14 protein-coding genes are annotated in these 18,050 nt (G+C 52.8%); 2 read left to right on the top strand and 12 right to left on the bottom strand.

What is annotated here, in order from left to right; translation table 11 throughout:
- Nucleotides 1–65 precede the first annotated feature (65 nt).
- On the bottom strand, nt 66–797 hold the full coding sequence (locus tag NCTC9997_RS12050; RefSeq protein WP_064978152.1) for a copper resistance protein NlpE N-terminal domain-containing protein: 732 nt from the start codon (nt 795–797) through the stop codon (nt 66–68).
- A gap of 185 nt (nt 798–982) precedes the next feature.
- On the opposite strand from NCTC9997_RS12050, the gene NCTC9997_RS12055 reads away from it, so the two are divergent.
- The gene (locus tag NCTC9997_RS12055; protein WP_064978153.1) at nt 983–1,183 is read left to right on the top strand and encodes a YaeP family protein; all 201 of its coding nucleotides are present in this window, start codon (nt 983–985) and stop codon (nt 1,181–1,183) included.
- Between the two features lie 10 nt (nt 1,184–1,193).
- A complete protein-coding gene (locus NCTC9997_RS12060) occupies nt 1,194–1,445 on the top strand; it encodes a Rho-binding antiterminator (protein WP_010864510.1) in 252 nt (83 codons plus the stop codon).
- A gap of 91 nt (nt 1,446–1,536) precedes the next feature.
- Here the strand turns inward: NCTC9997_RS12060 and tilS are convergent, their stop codons facing one another.
- From tilS to lpxA, 11 genes are all read right to left on the bottom strand, one after another.
- Nucleotides 1,537–2,856 (bottom strand): tRNA lysidine(34) synthetase TilS, encoded by a 1,320-nt coding sequence (gene tilS / locus NCTC9997_RS12065; RefSeq protein ID WP_064978154.1) that lies wholly within the window; start codon nt 2,854–2,856, stop codon nt 1,537–1,539.
- The gene (locus NCTC9997_RS12070) at nt 2,846–3,235 is read right to left on the bottom strand and encodes a VOC family protein (protein ID WP_047708953.1); all 390 of its coding nucleotides are present in this window, start codon (nt 3,233–3,235) and stop codon (nt 2,846–2,848) included. Before NCTC9997_RS12070 ends, tilS begins: the two co-directional genes overlap by 11 nt.
- 83 nt (nt 3,236–3,318) lie before the next feature.
- Complete coding sequence (gene pdxY, locus NCTC9997_RS12075) at nt 3,319–4,176, bottom strand: pyridoxal kinase PdxY (RefSeq protein WP_010864513.1); 858 nt, start codon at nt 4,174–4,176, stop codon at nt 3,319–3,321.
- A 139-nt stretch (nt 4,177–4,315) separates the two neighbouring features.
- A complete protein-coding gene (locus tag NCTC9997_RS12080; protein ID WP_010864514.1) occupies nt 4,316–6,451 on the bottom strand; it encodes a lysine decarboxylase CadA in 2,136 nt (711 codons plus the stop codon).
- A gap of 114 nt (nt 6,452–6,565) precedes the next feature.
- A complete protein-coding gene (cadB, locus tag NCTC9997_RS12085; protein ID WP_010864515.1) occupies nt 6,566–7,876 on the bottom strand; it encodes a cadaverine/lysine antiporter in 1,311 nt (436 codons plus the stop codon).
- Between the two features lie 1,181 nt (nt 7,877–9,057).
- On the bottom strand, nt 9,058–10,668 hold the full coding sequence (cadC, locus tag NCTC9997_RS12090) for a lysine decarboxylation/transport transcriptional activator CadC (protein WP_064978155.1): 1,611 nt from the start codon (nt 10,666–10,668) through the stop codon (nt 9,058–9,060).
- Between the two features lie 234 nt (nt 10,669–10,902).
- Complete coding sequence (accA, locus tag NCTC9997_RS12095) at nt 10,903–11,862, bottom strand: acetyl-CoA carboxylase carboxyl transferase subunit alpha (RefSeq protein WP_010864517.1); 960 nt, start codon at nt 11,860–11,862, stop codon at nt 10,903–10,905.
- 13 nt (nt 11,863–11,875) lie between these two features.
- Nucleotides 11,876–15,355, bottom strand: a complete 3,480-nt coding sequence (gene dnaE, locus NCTC9997_RS12100; RefSeq protein WP_010864518.1) for a DNA polymerase III subunit alpha — start codon at nt 15,353–15,355, stop codon at nt 11,876–11,878.
- Nucleotides 15,356–15,462: 107 nt separating this feature from the next.
- Complete coding sequence (rnhB, locus tag NCTC9997_RS12105; RefSeq protein ID WP_039045876.1) at nt 15,463–16,056, bottom strand: ribonuclease HII; 594 nt, start codon at nt 16,054–16,056, stop codon at nt 15,463–15,465.
- The gene (lpxB, locus tag NCTC9997_RS12110) at nt 16,049–17,221 is read right to left on the bottom strand and encodes a lipid-A-disaccharide synthase (protein ID WP_064978156.1); all 1,173 of its coding nucleotides are present in this window, start codon (nt 17,219–17,221) and stop codon (nt 16,049–16,051) included. The genes rnhB and lpxB overlap by 8 nt, the downstream gene beginning before the upstream one ends.
- 38 nt (nt 17,222–17,259) lie before the next feature.
- A complete protein-coding gene (gene lpxA, locus NCTC9997_RS12115; RefSeq protein WP_010864521.1) occupies nt 17,260–18,048 on the bottom strand; it encodes an acyl-ACP--UDP-N-acetylglucosamine O-acyltransferase in 789 nt (262 codons plus the stop codon).
- Nucleotides 18,049–18,050: the final 2 nt, after the last annotated feature.

Consider the following 18,050-nt stretch of genomic DNA (forward strand, 5'->3'; position numbering starts at 1 on the left):
GCTCTTTCCCATGCGCACTTCCCCATACCCATGTGCACGTCCCCATCCAGAGCTTACCCACTGCGTCACTCTTCTTCTGACTGACACGGCTCGGCAGGAACAAAGCCTTCTAAGCTATCGACCACCAGCACGGAGCTGGCTGAGACCTCATCACTATCCCCGGCTTTATCAGCCTTATCGGCAAAATGGGCGGTCAGTTCAACCAAAAGAGGTTTCTGCGGATCTTTACCGTGCAGCTTTTGCACCGCTTTACGATAAGCCGTTTGCAAGGCTTTGCTCTCTCCTTGCAAGGTGAAGGTCAAACCGGTGGCACAATCTTGTAAGACCGCACCGGTAGCGCGCGGAGTATACATCCCGCGTACCGACATGGGATCGCTCGGCAACGCCACCTCGGCGCCCTGCAGCACATACTGATGTTCATCCGGCAACGGTTTGTCGTCCTGATCCAGCATCAATAAGCTATCTGGGCGCACCTGATAGCTTTGCACATCACCATTGCTGGAAGTCAGGATCAATTTTTCGCCCTGCCGACTCCAACGGCCATAGTCCGCAAACAGCTGTCCGCTGCGTCCTTGCAGGTAGGTATCGGTTTCCACAAAACTGCCGTCATCATTCAGACGGATCCGGGTGTCGATACCATCACAATCAGTACACGGCAGCACACCTTGATAACCTTCAAATAAGGTTGCCGGTTCGCTGTCGGTGGTACGCGCATTGTCGGCGGCCTGCACCACCGGCATACTCAGACTGAAAATGACAGACAGGGCCAACGCACTGCGCAAAAAAGAGGATGCCATAACGTGCTCCTGTTCTCTGTATTGACTCTACCCCTTAAGGATACCGCCTGCCGCCACTCTCTACCATGCTGTTTTACGCATGCATCACGCTTAGCCGCCAAGAGAAAGGGCGCTTTTTGTGTAATCAGCGGTATTAAGATATAACAGCGCATGACGATTTTTCATTTTCATGCAGGAGAAATGCTATGTTGCAGTATGGCGAGCGAATCCGCCGAGCATATGCACAGATTGGTAGCGGAGAGCTCGGTTATATTCCAGATGCACTAAACTGTGTACTGGAGACATTGAACCGGATAGCGGAAGATCCGGCCGTACCGGAAACGGTGCGCGATCAGGCAGCCTATGCCGCCGCCAATCTGTTAATGAGTGACATCAGCACGGATTAGGAATTTCATCATGACCAATGACTATCAGCCCATCTCATGTGCAACTTACGATCTTCTGGAACTGGCCTGTATGCACCACTATAAGCTGCATATCACGCAAAAGTCCGGTGAAGTGATTGAAGGCACCGCGATGGACATGCAGATTGAGAATCATCAGGAATTTATTCTGCTGCAACTGGCAGATGGTCATGAAATCCGATTGCGGCTCGATAGTCTGCACGCCTTCAGCCATGAGCGCTTTGGCGTGCAATACTTGGAGTGAGCAGGGTTAAACAGACACAAGGCGCGATGGTTTGCCCTATCCCGCCTTGTATTTCGTGTTCAGTGTTGCGTTTTTTGCTAGCTAACTGTGCTTAGCACAGCCATGGCTTGGCCCAGTAAATCTGCCACTGTGGCTGATCAGGCTGCGGTTGGCCTTCTTTGGTGACAAACACGCCAAAGGCAGCAATCAAGGTTTCGCCGTAAAACAGCATCGGTGTGCGATCGCGCAGCCACGGCGGAATGCTGCGCTCTTGCCAGATTTTCTTAATCTGACGCGAACCATTACGCCCGATGATATGAAAACGCCCCTGCGCACGAAAACGCACGCTAACAAACTCAGCAGGCAGCGGCGCACGCACGCTTAAGCCGCCTTCTTGTAAACGCAGCTCGCCCAAGTTATCCGGCAACACCAGCGGACGTAAACCATCCCACATCTGCACCGAATCGGCGAGTGAGCGCATGCTCGGCAGCAAATACAGACGCTGCTTGAAGCGGCGCACCTGCCACTGCTGGATATTCAGTACCGGCTCGGCATCTTGACGCGCCATAGCCACTTGATACCACAAGCTTTGCAGCTGCTCCCGCGAAGGCATTAATGCGCCGAGACACGCAAACCAGCGGCGCAAAATCGCTTGGCGTTTCACTTCGCTCATCTGCTGCAACCCAGCGATATCGATGGACTCATCGTCATCCAACAGCGTTTGCAAAGACTCCATCAACAGCTCATCGAGCAGCTCTTCTTGCTCGCCACACAGCGCGGCACTGCGCGCTACCGCTTCACCAAAATGTGGCCAACGGGCGGTCAGCTCAGGGATCACTTGCAAGCGCAGGAAGTTGCGATCAAAGCGCGGATCGCTGTTACTGTCATCTTCAACCCAGCTCAGCTGATGCAACGCGGCATAGGCTTCAATCTCGGCGCGGGAAACGTACAGTAACGGGCGCACCTGCTGACCACGCATAAACGGCATCCGCGCCGTCATCGCCGCCAACCCGGCCGGACCACTGCCGCGCTTGAGCGCCAGCAATACCGTTTCACACTGATCATCCAAATGCTGCGCAGTGACCAAACTCTCGCCGGCTTCTAAGCGTGATCCGATGGCGTGATAACGCGCATCGCGAGCCGAAGCTTCCAAGCTGATATGGGCTTTTTTCACCTGCACGCGCACCACATCCAGCGGAATTTGCCACTGCGCACACTGCTGCTCGCAATGCAGCGCCCACTCATCCGCAAAACGGCTCAGGCCGTGGTGCACATGCACCGCGCGCACCCGAAGCTCAGGGCGCAACTGACGCAAACGCATCATCAAATGCAGCAGTACGGTGGAGTCAACGCCACCACTGTAGGCAACCAGTACGCGGTTGTCCTCTCCGATACACGCGGCGGCCTGCGCCAGAATTGGGTCACTGTTCATAAAGTTCTAAAGGTAATTGATCCGGATCGGCAAAGAAGGTGAAACGACGCTGAGTATAAGGATCGGTGCGGATCGGCTCACAGGCAATACCGTGTGCCTGCAATGTGGCCACCGCCTCATCCAGCGCGCTGACGGCAAACGCCAGATGGCGTAATCCGCACGCCTCGGGTTGGCTGAGCCGCTGCGGTGGATGCGCGAATGAAAATAGCTCCAGAGTGTACTGACCGTCTAACGCCAGATCCAACTTCCATGAATCACGCTCTGGCCGGTAATGCTCAGCCAGTACGCGAAACCCGAGGATCTCGGTATAAAACGCTTTCGAACGCGCGTAATCGGAGCAGATCAGCGCGATATGGTGTACGGCACGGAGTTTGAGCATCCCTTTCCTCTGTCAGCCAGACGGCAGTCAGTTACTGCCGTCAGGAGCGAAACGTTAACGCTCTGCGCTGTCAGATGCAAGGATCAAAGTGCCTGTGCGCGGTATTGGCTGACCGGATTCACAATATGCTCACGCGCGGCGACGATCTGCAGTTCGTATTTGCCATTTTGCTGAGTGCAGGTCATCACATCGTTAACGGCATTTGCGGTGTGCTCGAAGGCCTCACGATCATTTTTGCCTTGCAGCAAGTTGGCCAAGAAGATGGCGCTGGTCAGATCGCCTACGCCCACTGGCTGGCGGTCAAAGTCATGCAGCGGACGGCTGATATGCAGCACTTCATCGGCACTTACCAGCAGCATTTCAAACTGCTGCGGATCGCGACCGGCTTTGCTCAGGTGTTTCACCAGCACTTTCTTCGGTCCACGGCTCAGCAAGTGACGCGCTGCCGCAACCGCTTGTTCGAAGTTCTCGACCGGCAAGCCAGACAGCGCTTGCAGCTCCAGCAGGTTTGGCGCTAAGACATCGGCGCAGCTCACCGCATCATGCTCTAAAAACTCTGCCACGCCCGGTGCCACGATGCAGCCTTTTTCTGGATGCCCCATGACCGGATCGCAAAAATAAATCGCATTTGGATTTTTGGCTTTCACCGCACGCACGGTGGCCAAAATAGACTGACCTTGTTCTGCCGCGCCGATATAACCCGACAGCACCGCATCGCACTCTGGCAACACGCCAATCTCATCCATGCCTTGGGTGATCAGGCCAATTTGTTCTTGTGGGAATACCATCCCCTGCCATTTTTGGTATTGGGTGTGGTTGGAAAACTGAACGGTATGCAACGGCCAAACATCAACACCTAACAGCTGCATCGGTAATACGGCTGCTTTATTACCGGCATAGCCGTAAACGACATGAGACTGAATCGACAGAACGTTTTTCATGATTTTATGAGCTCCGCATGCCCCAACAGGTATTCGCATGCTTTATGCAAACTAAAAAGAGATGACGTAAGAATATCGGATTATCGCCGCAAAAAGTAAAAAAAACGGCGCGAAATGCGCCGTTTTTTGTATACACAAATTACTGCTTGATGATCTTAACGGTGTAGCGGCCGTCAGCTTGACGATACGCACCGTGGATATCAGTTTCGAAGCCTGGGAAGTGGGCACCGATTTCGCACAGCATCTGCAGGAAGTCCAGCACTGGGCGGCTTTCTTCGGTGATCATTTCACCTGGCATTACCAGAGGAACACCTGGTGGATATGGCAGGATCATGTTGGCGTTGATCTTACCAACCATCTCTTCCAGGTAGCACTCTTCCACGTTACCGCGCAGTTCCTGTTGGAACGCAGCGTGCGGAGTCATCACCAGCTTAGGCAGAACTTCGAACGCGGTGTACATCAGTTCTGGCAGGTTGTGGTGGCAAATCAGCTTGTGGATACCTTGTGCCAGTTCCTGGATACGCATTTCTGCGTAGAACTCTGGGTTAGACGCGTACACGCTTGGCAGTACGTTCTTAACTTTCATGTTCAGGTCGTAGCAACGTTTGAACTCGGTCAGACCACGCAGCAGGCTCAGAGCCTTGGTCTTATCGATACCGATGCTGAACAGGAACAGCAGGTTGTAAGGACCGGTCTTCTCAACGATGATACCGCGGTCGTCCAGGAACTTAGCAACCAGAGATGCTGGGATACCTTGTTCTTCCAGAGTACCTTCTTTGCTCAGGCCCGGAGTCAGCAGGGTAACTTTGATTGGGTCCAGGAACATGTGGTTTTCGTCCATGTCCTTGAAGCCATGCCAGCCGTCTTTCGGATCCAGGTTCCAGCAAGCCACTTCGTCGATGTTCTCTGGCTGCCATACGTCGAAGAACCAGCCATCGCACTCAGAACGCAGCTTTTTGATTTCCTTACGGAAACGGATAGCGCGGTCGATAGAGCCTTGGATCAGGCGCTTACCAGCATTGCCCTTCATCATCGCTGCTGCGGTTTCAGTGGAAGCCACGATACCGTAGTGCGGAGAAGTAGAGGTGTGCATCATGTACGCTTCGCTGAAGGTTTCCTCGTTGATGTCACCTTTAACGTGAATCATGGAAGCCTGAGAGAACGCAGCCAGCAGTTTGTGAGTGGACTGGGTTTCGTAGAATACTTTACCCGGTACACGGTCACCGCTCATACCACACTTGCCCTTATAGATTGGGTGGAAGTTGGTATAAGGAACCCATGCAGAGTCGAAATGGATGGATTTAACATCCAGAGTCTTCTTGATGGTGTCAGTGTTGTACAGCAGACCGTCGTAAGTAGAGTTAGTTACTACGGCGTGAACTGGCCACTCAGCATTTGGTGTTTCAGCAATTTTCTGCTCGATAGTTTCACGAGTGAATTCGCTGTGTGGGATACCCCCCAGGATACCGTAAGCGTTACGGGTTGGACGGAAGTACAGCGGAGTCACGTCGCTCATCATCATCAGGTGAGTCAGAGACTTGTGGCAGTTACGGTCGATCATGATGGTGCTGCCAGCTGGTGCTGAGTACATACCTACGATCTTGTTCGCAGTAGATGTACCGTTAGTCACCATGTAGCTACGCTCAGCGTTGAAAGTACGTGCAATGTACTCTTCCGCTTCTTTGTGTGGACCGGAGTGGTCCAGCAGTGAGCCCAGCTCGCCAACAGAGATAGAGATATCAGACTTCATGGTGTTCTCACCGAAGAAGTCATAGAAAATGCTACCTACTGGAGATTTCTGGAACGCAGTACCGCCCATGTGGCCTGGAGTACAGAAAGTGTATTTACCTTCTTCAACGTACTTGAACAGCGCCTTGGTCAGTGGAGGCAGGATGTCGTCAACGTAAGCGGCAACAGCTTGCTCGATCTTCAGAGTGATGTCAGACGCCATGTCCAGCGCGTACTCGAAGAAAGTCACGTTCAGACGCAGGTCGTTCAGGCTCACGTCCAGAGTAGAGTGAGTGTTAGCGAACGCGAACAGAGGCAGTTTCTCGTTCAGTTCGTTGATATCACGGCACAGATCCAGGCTGTACTTGTCCCAATCGAATACAACACCCGCAACGCGTGCGTTGTTTTCCAGCAGTTTCAGCAGATCTTCACGGTCGTTTGGATAAACAACCTGGAAACCTTTTTCTTCCAGCGAAGCGTGTAATTCACGGATCGGTTCTTCTTTGAAGAAGGCACCGAGGTGATTCATGATAGCAATAATATTCATTATATAACCCTTACTTTATACCGTGCTGCCACCTCTTCCGTCAGAGATAACATCGAGTGAAGCAGCACGTTTTTGAGGATATGGTTTAGCTATTCTTTTAACTCAGACTTGCCATTACGCAGCAGTTGCAGCGCTCTTACGGCCAATCTTGTTCGCGTAGAACATCAGGATGATCAGGCTCACGATGAAGGTGGCAGTCAGCTGAGCTGAAGTTGCACCTGCCAGCGCTACGAAACAGAACGCTGCAGCAATTACGGAAGCCACGATGCTCAGTACGCTGCGAGTAGTCGCGCCTTCGAAGCGGATCAGGTTCACAGCAGAGTAGAAGTAAGGCAGCATGGTCAGCAGTACCGCGATACCCGTCAGCTGGCCGAATAGGTCAGAAGCGTTCGCACCGCTAGAGCTTGCTACAGTCAGCAGGATCATCAGCACAGTCATTTTGCAAGACGCCAGAATCAGACCTTTCTTAGGTACGCCGTTCTTGTCCATCTCGCCGTATACAGCTGGGAAATTACCGTCTTGTGCAGCACGCGCACCCGCTTGGCCAACCAGCATCATCCAAGAACCCAGAGAGGTCAGACAGGCGATAGCGGTGAAAGCAGATACCAGAGGCGCAGCCCAAGAACCCACCATCTTAGAAGTACTTACTGCAAACGGCGCACCAGACGCAGCCATTTCAGCAGCAGGGAACATACCGGACATCACTTGAGTTGCCAGGATGTAGATGATACCCGCCAGACCAGTACCCAGCATGGTAGCCATTGGTACGGTACGCTGTGGGTTGTCTACCATACCGGTACTTACCGCAGCAGATTCAACACCCACGAACGCCCACAGGCACAGCAGAACAGAGCTAACAACGGCTTTAGTGCTTGGCTCACCAGTGGTGTTCCAGTTAGCAACGTAAGTTGCAGTGTCGAACCAAGCCCAACCGAAGATAGCGGTAGCAACTACTGGGATCAGTACCAGAATCAGACCGATACTGGTCAGACGGCTCACCCAAGAACCACCCAGCAGGTTGATAAAGGTAAAGAACCATACGGCAGCGATACAGGCGATACCGGCAGCCACTGGCTCGTTCAGAACTGGGAAGAAAGTAGACAGGTAAGCAACCGCGGTGATAGCGATAGCCAGGTTACCGATCCAGTTAGCGTGGTAGTACAGAACACCGGTTTGGAAACCAAATACTGGGGCGATTTCACCAGCGTATGCAATCGGGCCACCCTCTTGAGGGTTCTTAGTAGCCAGACGGGCATATACATAGGCCAAAGACATCGCACCGATCAGAGCAATAACCCAACCCCAAATGGAGATAGAGCCGATACGAGCCAAGTTAGCTGGCAGCAATGCGATACCACTACCCATCATGTTACCGGCTACTACACCTGTACAGGCTAGCAGGCCGATTTTTTTAGTCGACGACATGGTGACTCCTGAATTTCAATATTTGAAATCTTAACCACTGTCCGAATTTCAATGTTCAGCGCAGTGACTACTTAACTTATGCCGAGAACAGAAACTGACTATATTCCTGCCCTTCTTTTCACAAGCGTGCAGTATTGTTTTATGTAAGTGGCTAAACCTGATTCACATGAGTCTTATTCACATCAATCGCGGTTTACCAGATAAAGCAGCAAGCACCCAAAAGAGATATCTGCATCTGCTTATTACTTTGTGTTCAACAAAAGAGCGAATCAAAAGCGTGTCATTTACACAGTGTCACTCGTTTTGTGTGATGGACTTTATCCCTCTGCCAAATAAAAGTCCTAAAGTTAAAGTGAACTTATTAAATCTTCTCAAGAAATGACAATTCCAAACATTCCATGAGACTTATTGCAGAATGTAACCCAACCGTTTGCGCTCGCTAAATTTAAAATATAAACACATATAAATCAGCGTGTTGACATTAACTTTACCCGCATCAATATTGTGCTTTTGCAGTGTCAACATGGCGCAATATTAACCATCAGCAACAAACAAACATCTTTAGGGATATCCATGCGCATAACGCAATACATGGCAACCCGTTTACTTAATATCCCATCCTTGCCAATAACTATGCGCAAAATGACGATTTATTCTCCGCTATCAACCTCGAAAACATCCGGTTAAAAAAGAAAACAGCAACGGCAACCCCCAAAATAAACCGCCAGATTGCATGGCGAAGATAAATAATCAGCATGTTCGCAAAAGTAAGAGATAGCACCGTGAGGATCAAGCCCAGCCAAACTAAGCTAATAACTACTAAACCAAGAACACTAAACCAATAAACCTAAGCTAAAAAAACAAGCACAGAACATGCAGAAAGTATGAGAAAGAAATAAACAATGATCGGGATAAAAAAGAATGGAACAGGTGAAGATGAGAGCGGCTAATAAGATGGTAGGGATTAATGAAACGATGAAAATATAGTGGAAAAATGAGAATAGGGAAAGCTAAACACAGAAACGCACAGGATAGCGCGAATACCCCATTGAGCATCACTCAACTCAATAAGACCTAGGATGCCTAGCCTCAAGCGCACCACTCAGCGTGGCTAACGGCCACCACACCGCCCCGCTGCGCCACGACGTAAAGCGTGGCGCGACACCGTCATCAGTTACCCATTAATCAAAGGTGGTATCGTTCAGATAAGGCGCGACGGCATTGAGCTCGCTTTGGAAGATAGCGTTTTTAATCCAGTAATAGGTGCCCTTGCCCGGATGCTGATTGTACGCCGACAGATAGGCATCCGCCGCATCACTGAACAGCCCTTCCAGCTCATACACCTTACCCAGCAGCACGTAAGACAGCCAGTTACGCTCCAGCTTCACCGCCTGCTCAGCATACATCTGCGCCTGCGCCAGATTGCCATTATTCAATTGGAACAACGCCTGCAGCTGCAACACGATCGGGTTACCGTGCAGCTCTGGCGCATCCACTATCCGTGCCAGCTCATCTTTAATCGCCGAACGCTGCTGCTCCGCATCACCACTTGGCTGCAATGTCATCAACACCATATTGTTGAGCAGTAACTCAGCACGAGCATAGATGAAGTTCGGGTAATCTTTCAGTAAGGTTTGCAGAATATCGCGCGCCGCGATTAAGGAGTCCACATCCCCGCTTTGCATCAACTGGTGCGCATGATAGTACTGGCGCAGCACATGCCCATCTTGCGGCGCTACGTTACTCAAACGGGTAATCAAAGTCTGTGGCGGCTGTAAGCCCAGCACCGCAAACACATGGTTGAGCACATCTACCTGCACCGTCAGTAAGTTGGTTTCGGTAATGATGTAGCGCTTGCTCATCAGCACTTTGCGCGTAGCGTTATTAACCAGTGAAACCGATAAGAAACACTGACTGACGCGGTGGTGCTGCTGATTTTCAAACTGGGTATACAGCGTCTTCCCTGCCGTCGGCAGACTACGACCACTGTAATTGGTCATGTCGTGTGCATTGTACGGGCTGTAGTTATTCAGCGCCTGCGCCAGCAATTCATTGACGCTACTAATCGGCCCTTGAGTATTGGCACACACACTGTTTGGATTCGCGACCCACTGGATAGACACCGCATTCGGGTCCATCAATACCGGCGACATATCCGGCACTGGACGGAACAGAAACGCTGAACCTCCGGCAAACAGGCTCAGCAGCAAGACAATCCCCAGCACTTTCCACCAGGAAAAACGCGGCGCAACCACACCTTGGGTTACGGTATCGGCAGGAGGGACAAAACAGGCAAGCTTAGCCGCCGCATACAGCTCTTGCTCGGTGGTCGACACCGGCGCACTGCTGATACTGGCAGCTGGATTTACCAGCTCTGCGGGCGTGACTGGGGCTGCGCTGACTTCTGGGGTAGGCTCTACCGGCACAGCAGCCAATGGCGGCTCATAACCGGAAACATGCGCATCACCGACGCACAACGTGACCGAGGCCACCAGCTTGTAACCGCGTTTCGGCACGGTCACGATATATTCCGGCGCGTCTGGCCGGCCATCTTTCAGACATTTACGCAACTCAGAGATGCACTGAGTCACCACATGCGGCGTTACCACATTGCGGGTCCAGATATTATCAATCAGCTCATCGCGGCTGAGCACTTCTCCCGGATGGGTAGAAAAATAGCACAGCATATCGACAAGTCTTGGTTCAACCACCAAGACCCGTTCGCCACGAATTAACTTATTGTCAGCTGCAGAAACCAGCCATTCGCCCACGCGGTAGGATTCGTCTCGCATTATACTGAGTATTGTTTCATGTCATCGGATCAAAATTTCGAGTGCGCAAGGCTAGCACGGTTTTCCCCGCAGCAAAACTTTCTCTCTCACACAAAGTGGAGAAAATGAGGTTTTCTTGATGTAAAAGGGCGTTCTACCGGCGTGAAAATGACAAATCTCAGCGACTTGTCGACATAATAAAAAAGCGGCCATCACAGCCGCTTCTTAAGCATTTTATCAAATTTATTGCATAAATCAGCAATAACCGTAATTCATCAGACGCTGATAACGACGCTCCAGCAGCATATTCTCATCCAGCACGTCCAAATCCTGCAGATCTTGTTGCAGTTGTGCCTTCAGTGCCGCCGACATTGCCGCCATATCACGGTGCGCACCACCCAGTGGCTCACCGATCACGCTGTCAATCAGACCCAGCTCATGCAAACGCGGCGCGGTGATCCCCATCGCTTCCGCGGCCAGTGGCGCTTTATCGGCGCTCTTCCACAAAATGGAGGCACAGCCTTCCGGTGAAATCACCGAATAGGTGCTGTATTGCAGCATGTTAACCTTATCACCCACCCCGATCGCCAGTGCGCCACCAGAGCCGCCTTCACCAATCACGGTACAAATGACCGGTACGGTCAGCATCGACATCTCTTTTAGGTTACGCGCAATCGCTTCGGACTGGCCACGCTCTTCTGCACCCACGCCAGGGTAAGCACCTGGGGTATCGATAAAGGTAATGATCGGCAGCTTAAAGCGCTCCGCCATCTTCATCAGACGCAGGGCTTTACGGTAGCCTTCTGGTGCTGGCATGCCGAAGTTACGACGGATCTTCTCTTTGGTCTCACGGCCTTTTTGATGGCCAATAACCATCACCGGACGCCCTTCCAAACGGGCAATCCCGCCGACAATCGCTTTGTCATCGGCGTAAGCGCGATCCCCGGCCAGCTCATCAAACTCAGTGAAGATCTGGTCGATATAATCCAACGTATAAGGGCGACGCGGATGACGCGCCAGCTGGGCAATCTGCCAAGCGCCCAGATCCGCAAAAATCTTGCGGGTCAGCTCTACGCTCTTATCCTGTAAACGACGGATCTCATCATCCAGATCGAAATCCAGATCCTCGTTTTGGCGGTTTACCGAGCGAAGCGAATCAATTTTGGCTTCCAATTCGGCAATTGGCTGTTCAAAATCCAGAAAATTCAGACTCATAATTATGGTTGTCCTAGTCAAACTCCAGCTCGATCTGTTCATTCCCGATCAGCGTACGCAGACCGAGTAGCAATTGATCGGATGGGGTTACACGCCATTCAGTACCTAAACGCAGCCGGGCGCGCGCGTCATCCCGCTGGTAGTAAATATTGACCGGCACACTCCCGGCGCGGTGCGGCTCGAGCACCTGTCGGAAACGGCTGAAAAACTGGTCATCAATTTGCCCGTCTGTTAACGAGATGGCAAGTGCACGGGCGTATTTTTCCCGCGCCTCACCAATATCAAGCACTTCTCTAGCCGTCATTCTAAGTCCGCCGGAGTAGTCATCAAAGCTGACCTGTCCGGTAACCAGCAAAATGCGGTCTTTTTCCACCAGATGCTGATAACGATCGAGTGCATCCGAGAATAACATTACTTCCAGTCGGCCGGAACGATCATCCAGTGTCACCAGACCGATCCGCGAGCCACGTTTCGTTGTCATCACCCGCGCAGCCACTACCAAGCCAGCCGCTACGGTAACCTGACCGCGTGGCGATGGCACCATATCTTTTAAGCGCGACGGCACATAGCGGTCTAATTCTTTCAGATACTGGGTGATCGGGTGTCCGGTCAGATACAAGCCGAGCGTCTCGCGCTCCCCTTCCAGCCACACTTGATCTGGCCACGGCGGCACGTTGGCATATGCCTGTTCAACTTGCTCCGGCGCATCGGCCAGCACGCCGAACATGTCAGCCTGCCCCAACGCTTCGGCTTTGGCATGCTGATCGGCCGCTTTCAGTGCTTCTTCCAAACTCGCCATCAGCGCCGCGCGGTGCGGGCCTAAGCGATCCATCGCGCCGGATAAAATCAGCTTTTCCAGTACTCGGCGGTTGATGCGTTTAACATCCACGCGGGCACAAAAATCAAACAGGTCACGGAAATAACCACCGGCTTGACGCGCCTCGACAATCGCTTCGATCGGGCCTTCACCGACCCCTTTCACCGCCCCGATGCCGTACACAATCTCGCCCGCTTCGTTGACACGGAAGTGATGCTCACCGCTATTCACATCTGGAGGCAGAATTTTCAGCCCCATGCGACGGCATTCTTCGACCAGACCAACGATTTTATCGGTGTTATCCATATCGGCGGTCATTACCGCCGCCATGAATTCCGCCGGATAGTGAGTCTTGAGCCACAGCGTTTGGTAAGACACCAGCGCATAGGCCGCGGAGTGCGATTTGTTAAAGCCGTAGCCAGCAAACTTCTCCACCAAGTCGAAGATTTTCATCGCCAACTCACCGTCGACGCCGTTCTTCTCCGCGCCCTCTTTAAAGGTGCCGCGCTGCTTGGCCATCTCTTCTGGCTTTTTCTTACCCATCGCACGGCGCAGCATATCCGCACCGCCGAGCGTATAGCCGGATAACGTCTGGGCAATCTGCATCACCTGTTCTTGATACAAGATGATGCCGTAGGTCGGCTCCAGAATGGGTTGCAGTGACTCATGTTGCCATTGCACGTCCGGATACGAGATCGCTTCACGCCCGTGCTTACGGTCGATAAAGTTATCCACCATCCCGGATTGCAGTGGGCCCGGACGGAATAGCGCCACCAGCGCGATCATATCTTCGAAGCAGTCGGGCTTCAGACGTTTGATCAAATCTTTCATACCACGCGATTCGAGCTGGAATACCGCGGTCGTTTCAGAGCGTTGCAGCAACTCAAACGAGGCCGGATCGGTCAGCGAAATCGCCGCAATATCTACCGGAGGCTTGCCCTCTTTGGCCAAGCGCGGGTTAATCATCTCCAACGCCCAGTTGATGATGGTCAAGGTACGCAGGCCGAGGAAGTCAAACTTCACCAGACCGGCGTATTCCACATCGTTTTTATCGAACTGGGTTACCGGATGATGACCTTCGGAGTCGCAATACAGCGGGGCAAAGTCGGTGATCTTGGTTGGCGCAATCACCACCCCACCGGCGTGTTTACCGGCGTTACGGGTGACCCCTTCCAGTTTACGCGCCATATCGATCAGCGCCCGCACCTCTTCATCGGCGTCATACGCCGCCTGCAGCTGTGGCTCGGCTTCAAAGGCTTTCGCCAAGGTCATGCCAGGATCAGGCGGGATCAGCTTCGAGATGCGATCCACAAAGCCATACGGATGGCCCAGCACACGGCCCACATCACGGATCACCGCTTTGGCCGCCATGGTACCGAAAGTGATGATCTGGGATACCGCATCACGACCATACATATCGGCCACGTGCTCGATAACCTGATCGCGCTTATCCATGCAAAAGTCGACGTCAAAGTCGGGCATGGAAACCCGTTCAGGGTTCAAGAAACGTTCGAACAGCAGGTCAAATTCCAGCGGATCCAGATCGGTAATTTTCAGCGCATAGGCCACCAATGAACCAGCACCCGAGCCGCGCCCAGGGCCTACCGGAATACCGTTATCCTTGGACCACTGGATAAACTCCATCACGATCAGGAAGTAACCCGGAAAGCCCATTTGGTTAATTACGTCGAGCTCGATTTGCAGACGCTCATCGTAAGGGGGGCGCTTCTCGGCGCGTACAGCCGGATCGGGGAACAAGAATTCCAGACGCTCTTCCAAGCCTTCGCGGGATTTCATCACCAGAAAATCTTCGGTGGACATATCGCCGGTCGGGAATTGCGGCAGGAAGTACTCGCCCAAACGGATGGTTACGTTACAACGTTTGGCAATTTCTACACTGTTTTCCAGCGCTTGCGGGATGTCGGCAAACAGCTCGCACATCTCGTCTTCGCTACGCAGATATTGCTGCGCACTGTATTTCTTCGGTCGTTTTGGATCGTCGAGGGTAAAGCCATCGTGAATGGCGACCCGAATTTCATGGGCGTCGAAATCTTCCGGCGTCAAAATACGCACATCGTTGGTCGCCACCACCGGCAGATCGCAACGCGCAGCCAATTCAACCGCAAAATGCAGGTAAGTCTCTTCGTCTTGACGACCGGTACGGATCAGCTCCAGATAGTAGCGATCCGGAAAATAGGTTTGGTAAAAGTTGATGCACTCATCCACCAACTCCTGATTACCGCGCAGCAGTGCCTTGCCGACATCGCCATAACGGGCGCCGGAAAGCACAATCAGTCCTTCGTGGTGTTGCTCTAACCAATCACGTTCGATGACTGGCCCACCTTGCACATAACCACGTTGGTACGCTTGCGAAATCAGTAACGTCAGATGCTGATAACCGGTGTTATTGGCCGCCAGAATGGTAAGCTCCACCAGCTCATCCCCCAATAAGGGGTTATGCATTAAAAAGTCAGCCCCGATAATGGGCTTGATACCAGCACCGTGCGCGGTGCCGTAGAATTTCACCAGACCACACAGGTTGGTGAAATCGGTGATAGCCAATGCCGGCATTGCAAGTGCGGCGGCTTTTTTGACCAACGGGCCGGTTTTCGCCAGCCCGTCAATCATGGAGTAATCACTGTGAACCCGTAAGTGAACAAAACGGGGCTGCCCCATCAGGAAACACTCCTTAACTCTCAATTCCATCGCTCAGATGCGGCGCATCTAAACGCAATAACGTCGGGTACACACCCGTTAGTGCTTTTGGCTCGCTAAGCGGTCGATTACAGCCCGAGCGCCCGCTTCACGGGCGCAAAACTGCGACGATGCTCAGCAATCGCGCCGTGCTCGGCTAACAGCCGTAAGTGATCGGCAGTCGGATAGCCTTTATGCTTGGCAAAGCCGTATTGTGGATACTGCGCATCAAGCTCTGCCATTTCCCGATCTCGGGTCACTTTGGCCAAAATAGACGCGGCACTGATTTCGGCGACCTTACTATCCCCTTTGACCACCGCTTGCGCTGGCATCGGTAGCGCTGGACAGCGGTTACCGTCAATCAGCACAAACTCTGGCGTGATAGGCAACCCCGCCACCGCGCGCTGCATCGCCAGCATGGTGGCGTGCAAAATGTTCAGCTCATCAATTTCATGCGGCTCGGCGCGACCTAAACTCCACGCCAGCGCTTTTTCTTTGATTTCATCAAACAGCGCCAAACGCTTTTTTTCTGACAGCTTTTTCGAGTCGGCCAAGCCAACAATTGGGCGCGCGGGATCTAAGATCACCGCCGCAGTGACCACCGCGCCCACCAACGGACCGCGCCCCACTTCATCGACACCGGCAATCAAACCAGCATCCGGATATACAAATAAATCAGTCATCACGTTGAATCAAATCCAGTACCGCTGCCGCCGCCTGCTGGTCAGCATCGCAGCGAATTTTCTGATGTAGCTCGGTAAACATCCGCTTTAAGCAGCGGTTATCCTGCGACAACAGCATGCTGAGCTTGGCGGTTAGGCGCTCAACCGTGCAATCTTCCTGAATCAGCTCGGGCACGATTTTCTTACCGGCTAACAGGTTAGGCAGCGAAACAAACTCGGTTTTGACCAACTTTTTGGCCAGCCAGTAAGTCAGCGGTTTGACCCGATACGCTACCACCATCGGTGATTTGGCCAACATGCACTCTAAGGCTGCTGTACCGGACGCCAACAACGTCGCATCGGCCGCCGTCATTGCGTCCCGCGCTTGGCCATCGAGCAAGGTGATACGCAAATCCGGAGCAATCTCAGCCTTTAACGCCAAAAACTGCTCACGACGACGCGCATTGACCATCGGCACTAATATTTGCAACTCCGGACGCAGCTGCTGCAAACGCTGCGCCGTTTGCAAAAACGGCTCCGCCAACATGGCCACTTCACCTGCCCGGCTGCCCGGCAACACCGCTAGCACTGAGGCATCCTCGCTCAAGCCCAGCGTCCGACGCGCACCGGCTTTATCAGCTTCCAACGGCATACTGTCAGCCATGGTATGACCGACAAAACGACACGGGACATTAAAGCGATCGTAGAAGGCTTTCTCGAATGGCAAAAAGGCCAGCACCAGATCGGTGGCTTTGGCAATTTTGAATACCCGATTTTGCCGCCACGCCCACACTGATGGGCTGACGTAGTGCACCGTCTTGATCCCATGCTGCTTGAGTTTTAGCTCCAGACCAATGTTGAAATCTGGCGCATCGATACCGATAAACACATCCGGTTTGAGGCGAGTAAAATTTTGCACCAGAGTCCGGCGGATCGTGAGCAGACGCGGCAAGTGCTTGAGCACTTCCACCAGCCCCATCACGGCCAACTCTTCCATATCAAACCAGCTTTCGCACCCTTCGGCCTGCATACGCGGGCCGGCGATGCCGACAAAGCGGGCATCCGGATGCTGGGCACGCAGGGCGCGGATCAAACCGGCCCCGAGAATGTCGCCGGAGGTTTCTCCGGCCACAATGCCAATCACCAGAGGTTGCGTGACCGGTAACGATGTCTGCTCAGGCTGCATAGTGTTGAGGCATAGTCTCGATTTAACGAAGTCTCGTATTAACGGATAATTCCGCGTTGCGATTGCGCTAAGAAGTCAATAAATGCCTGTACAGGCGGATGCGCATTGGCCAACTCAGCCAACTCAGGACGAATCTCATCCAGCGTCTTACCACTGCGGTAAATCAGCTTGTAGGCATTGCGGATCGCGTGCAGGGTCGGCTTTTCAAAACCGCGACGCTTCAGGCCTTCAATGTTCACGCCAAATGGCGCCGCATGGTTGCCTTGGGCCATCACAAACGGCGGCACATCTTGCACCACAATCGAGCCACCGCCCAGCATCACATGCTGACCGATACGGCAGAATTGGTGGATTGCCGACATACCACCGACAATGGCAAAGTCTTCCACTTCAACGTGACCTGCCAGCGTAGCGTTATTGGCGAAAATACAGTTATTGCCCACTACACAGTCGTGCGCGATGTGCGCATTGATCATCAGCAGGTTATCGTTACCCACACGGGTGATCCCGGTATCCTGCACGGTGCCGCGGTGAATGGTGACGCTTTCGCGGATCACATTGCGATCGCCGATTTCGGTTCGCGTCGGTTCACCGTGATATTTCTTATCCTGATTGGCTTCGCCGATCGACGCGAACTGATAAATCTGGTTATCGCGTCCGATACGGGTATGGCCGTTCACCACCACGTGGGATTTCAGTACGGTGCCTTCGCCGATTTCTACATCAGCGCCAACCACACAAAACGGGCCGATTTGCACACCCGCACCGATTACCGCCCCTGCTTCTACGATAGAAGAAGGATGAATGAAGGCCGTTTCATGAATCACGG

Origin of the sequence: Plesiomonas shigelloides (assembly GCF_900087055.1) — a bacterium.
GTDB lineage: Bacteria > Pseudomonadota > Gammaproteobacteria > Enterobacterales > CAMTGL01 > Plesiomonas > Plesiomonas shigelloides.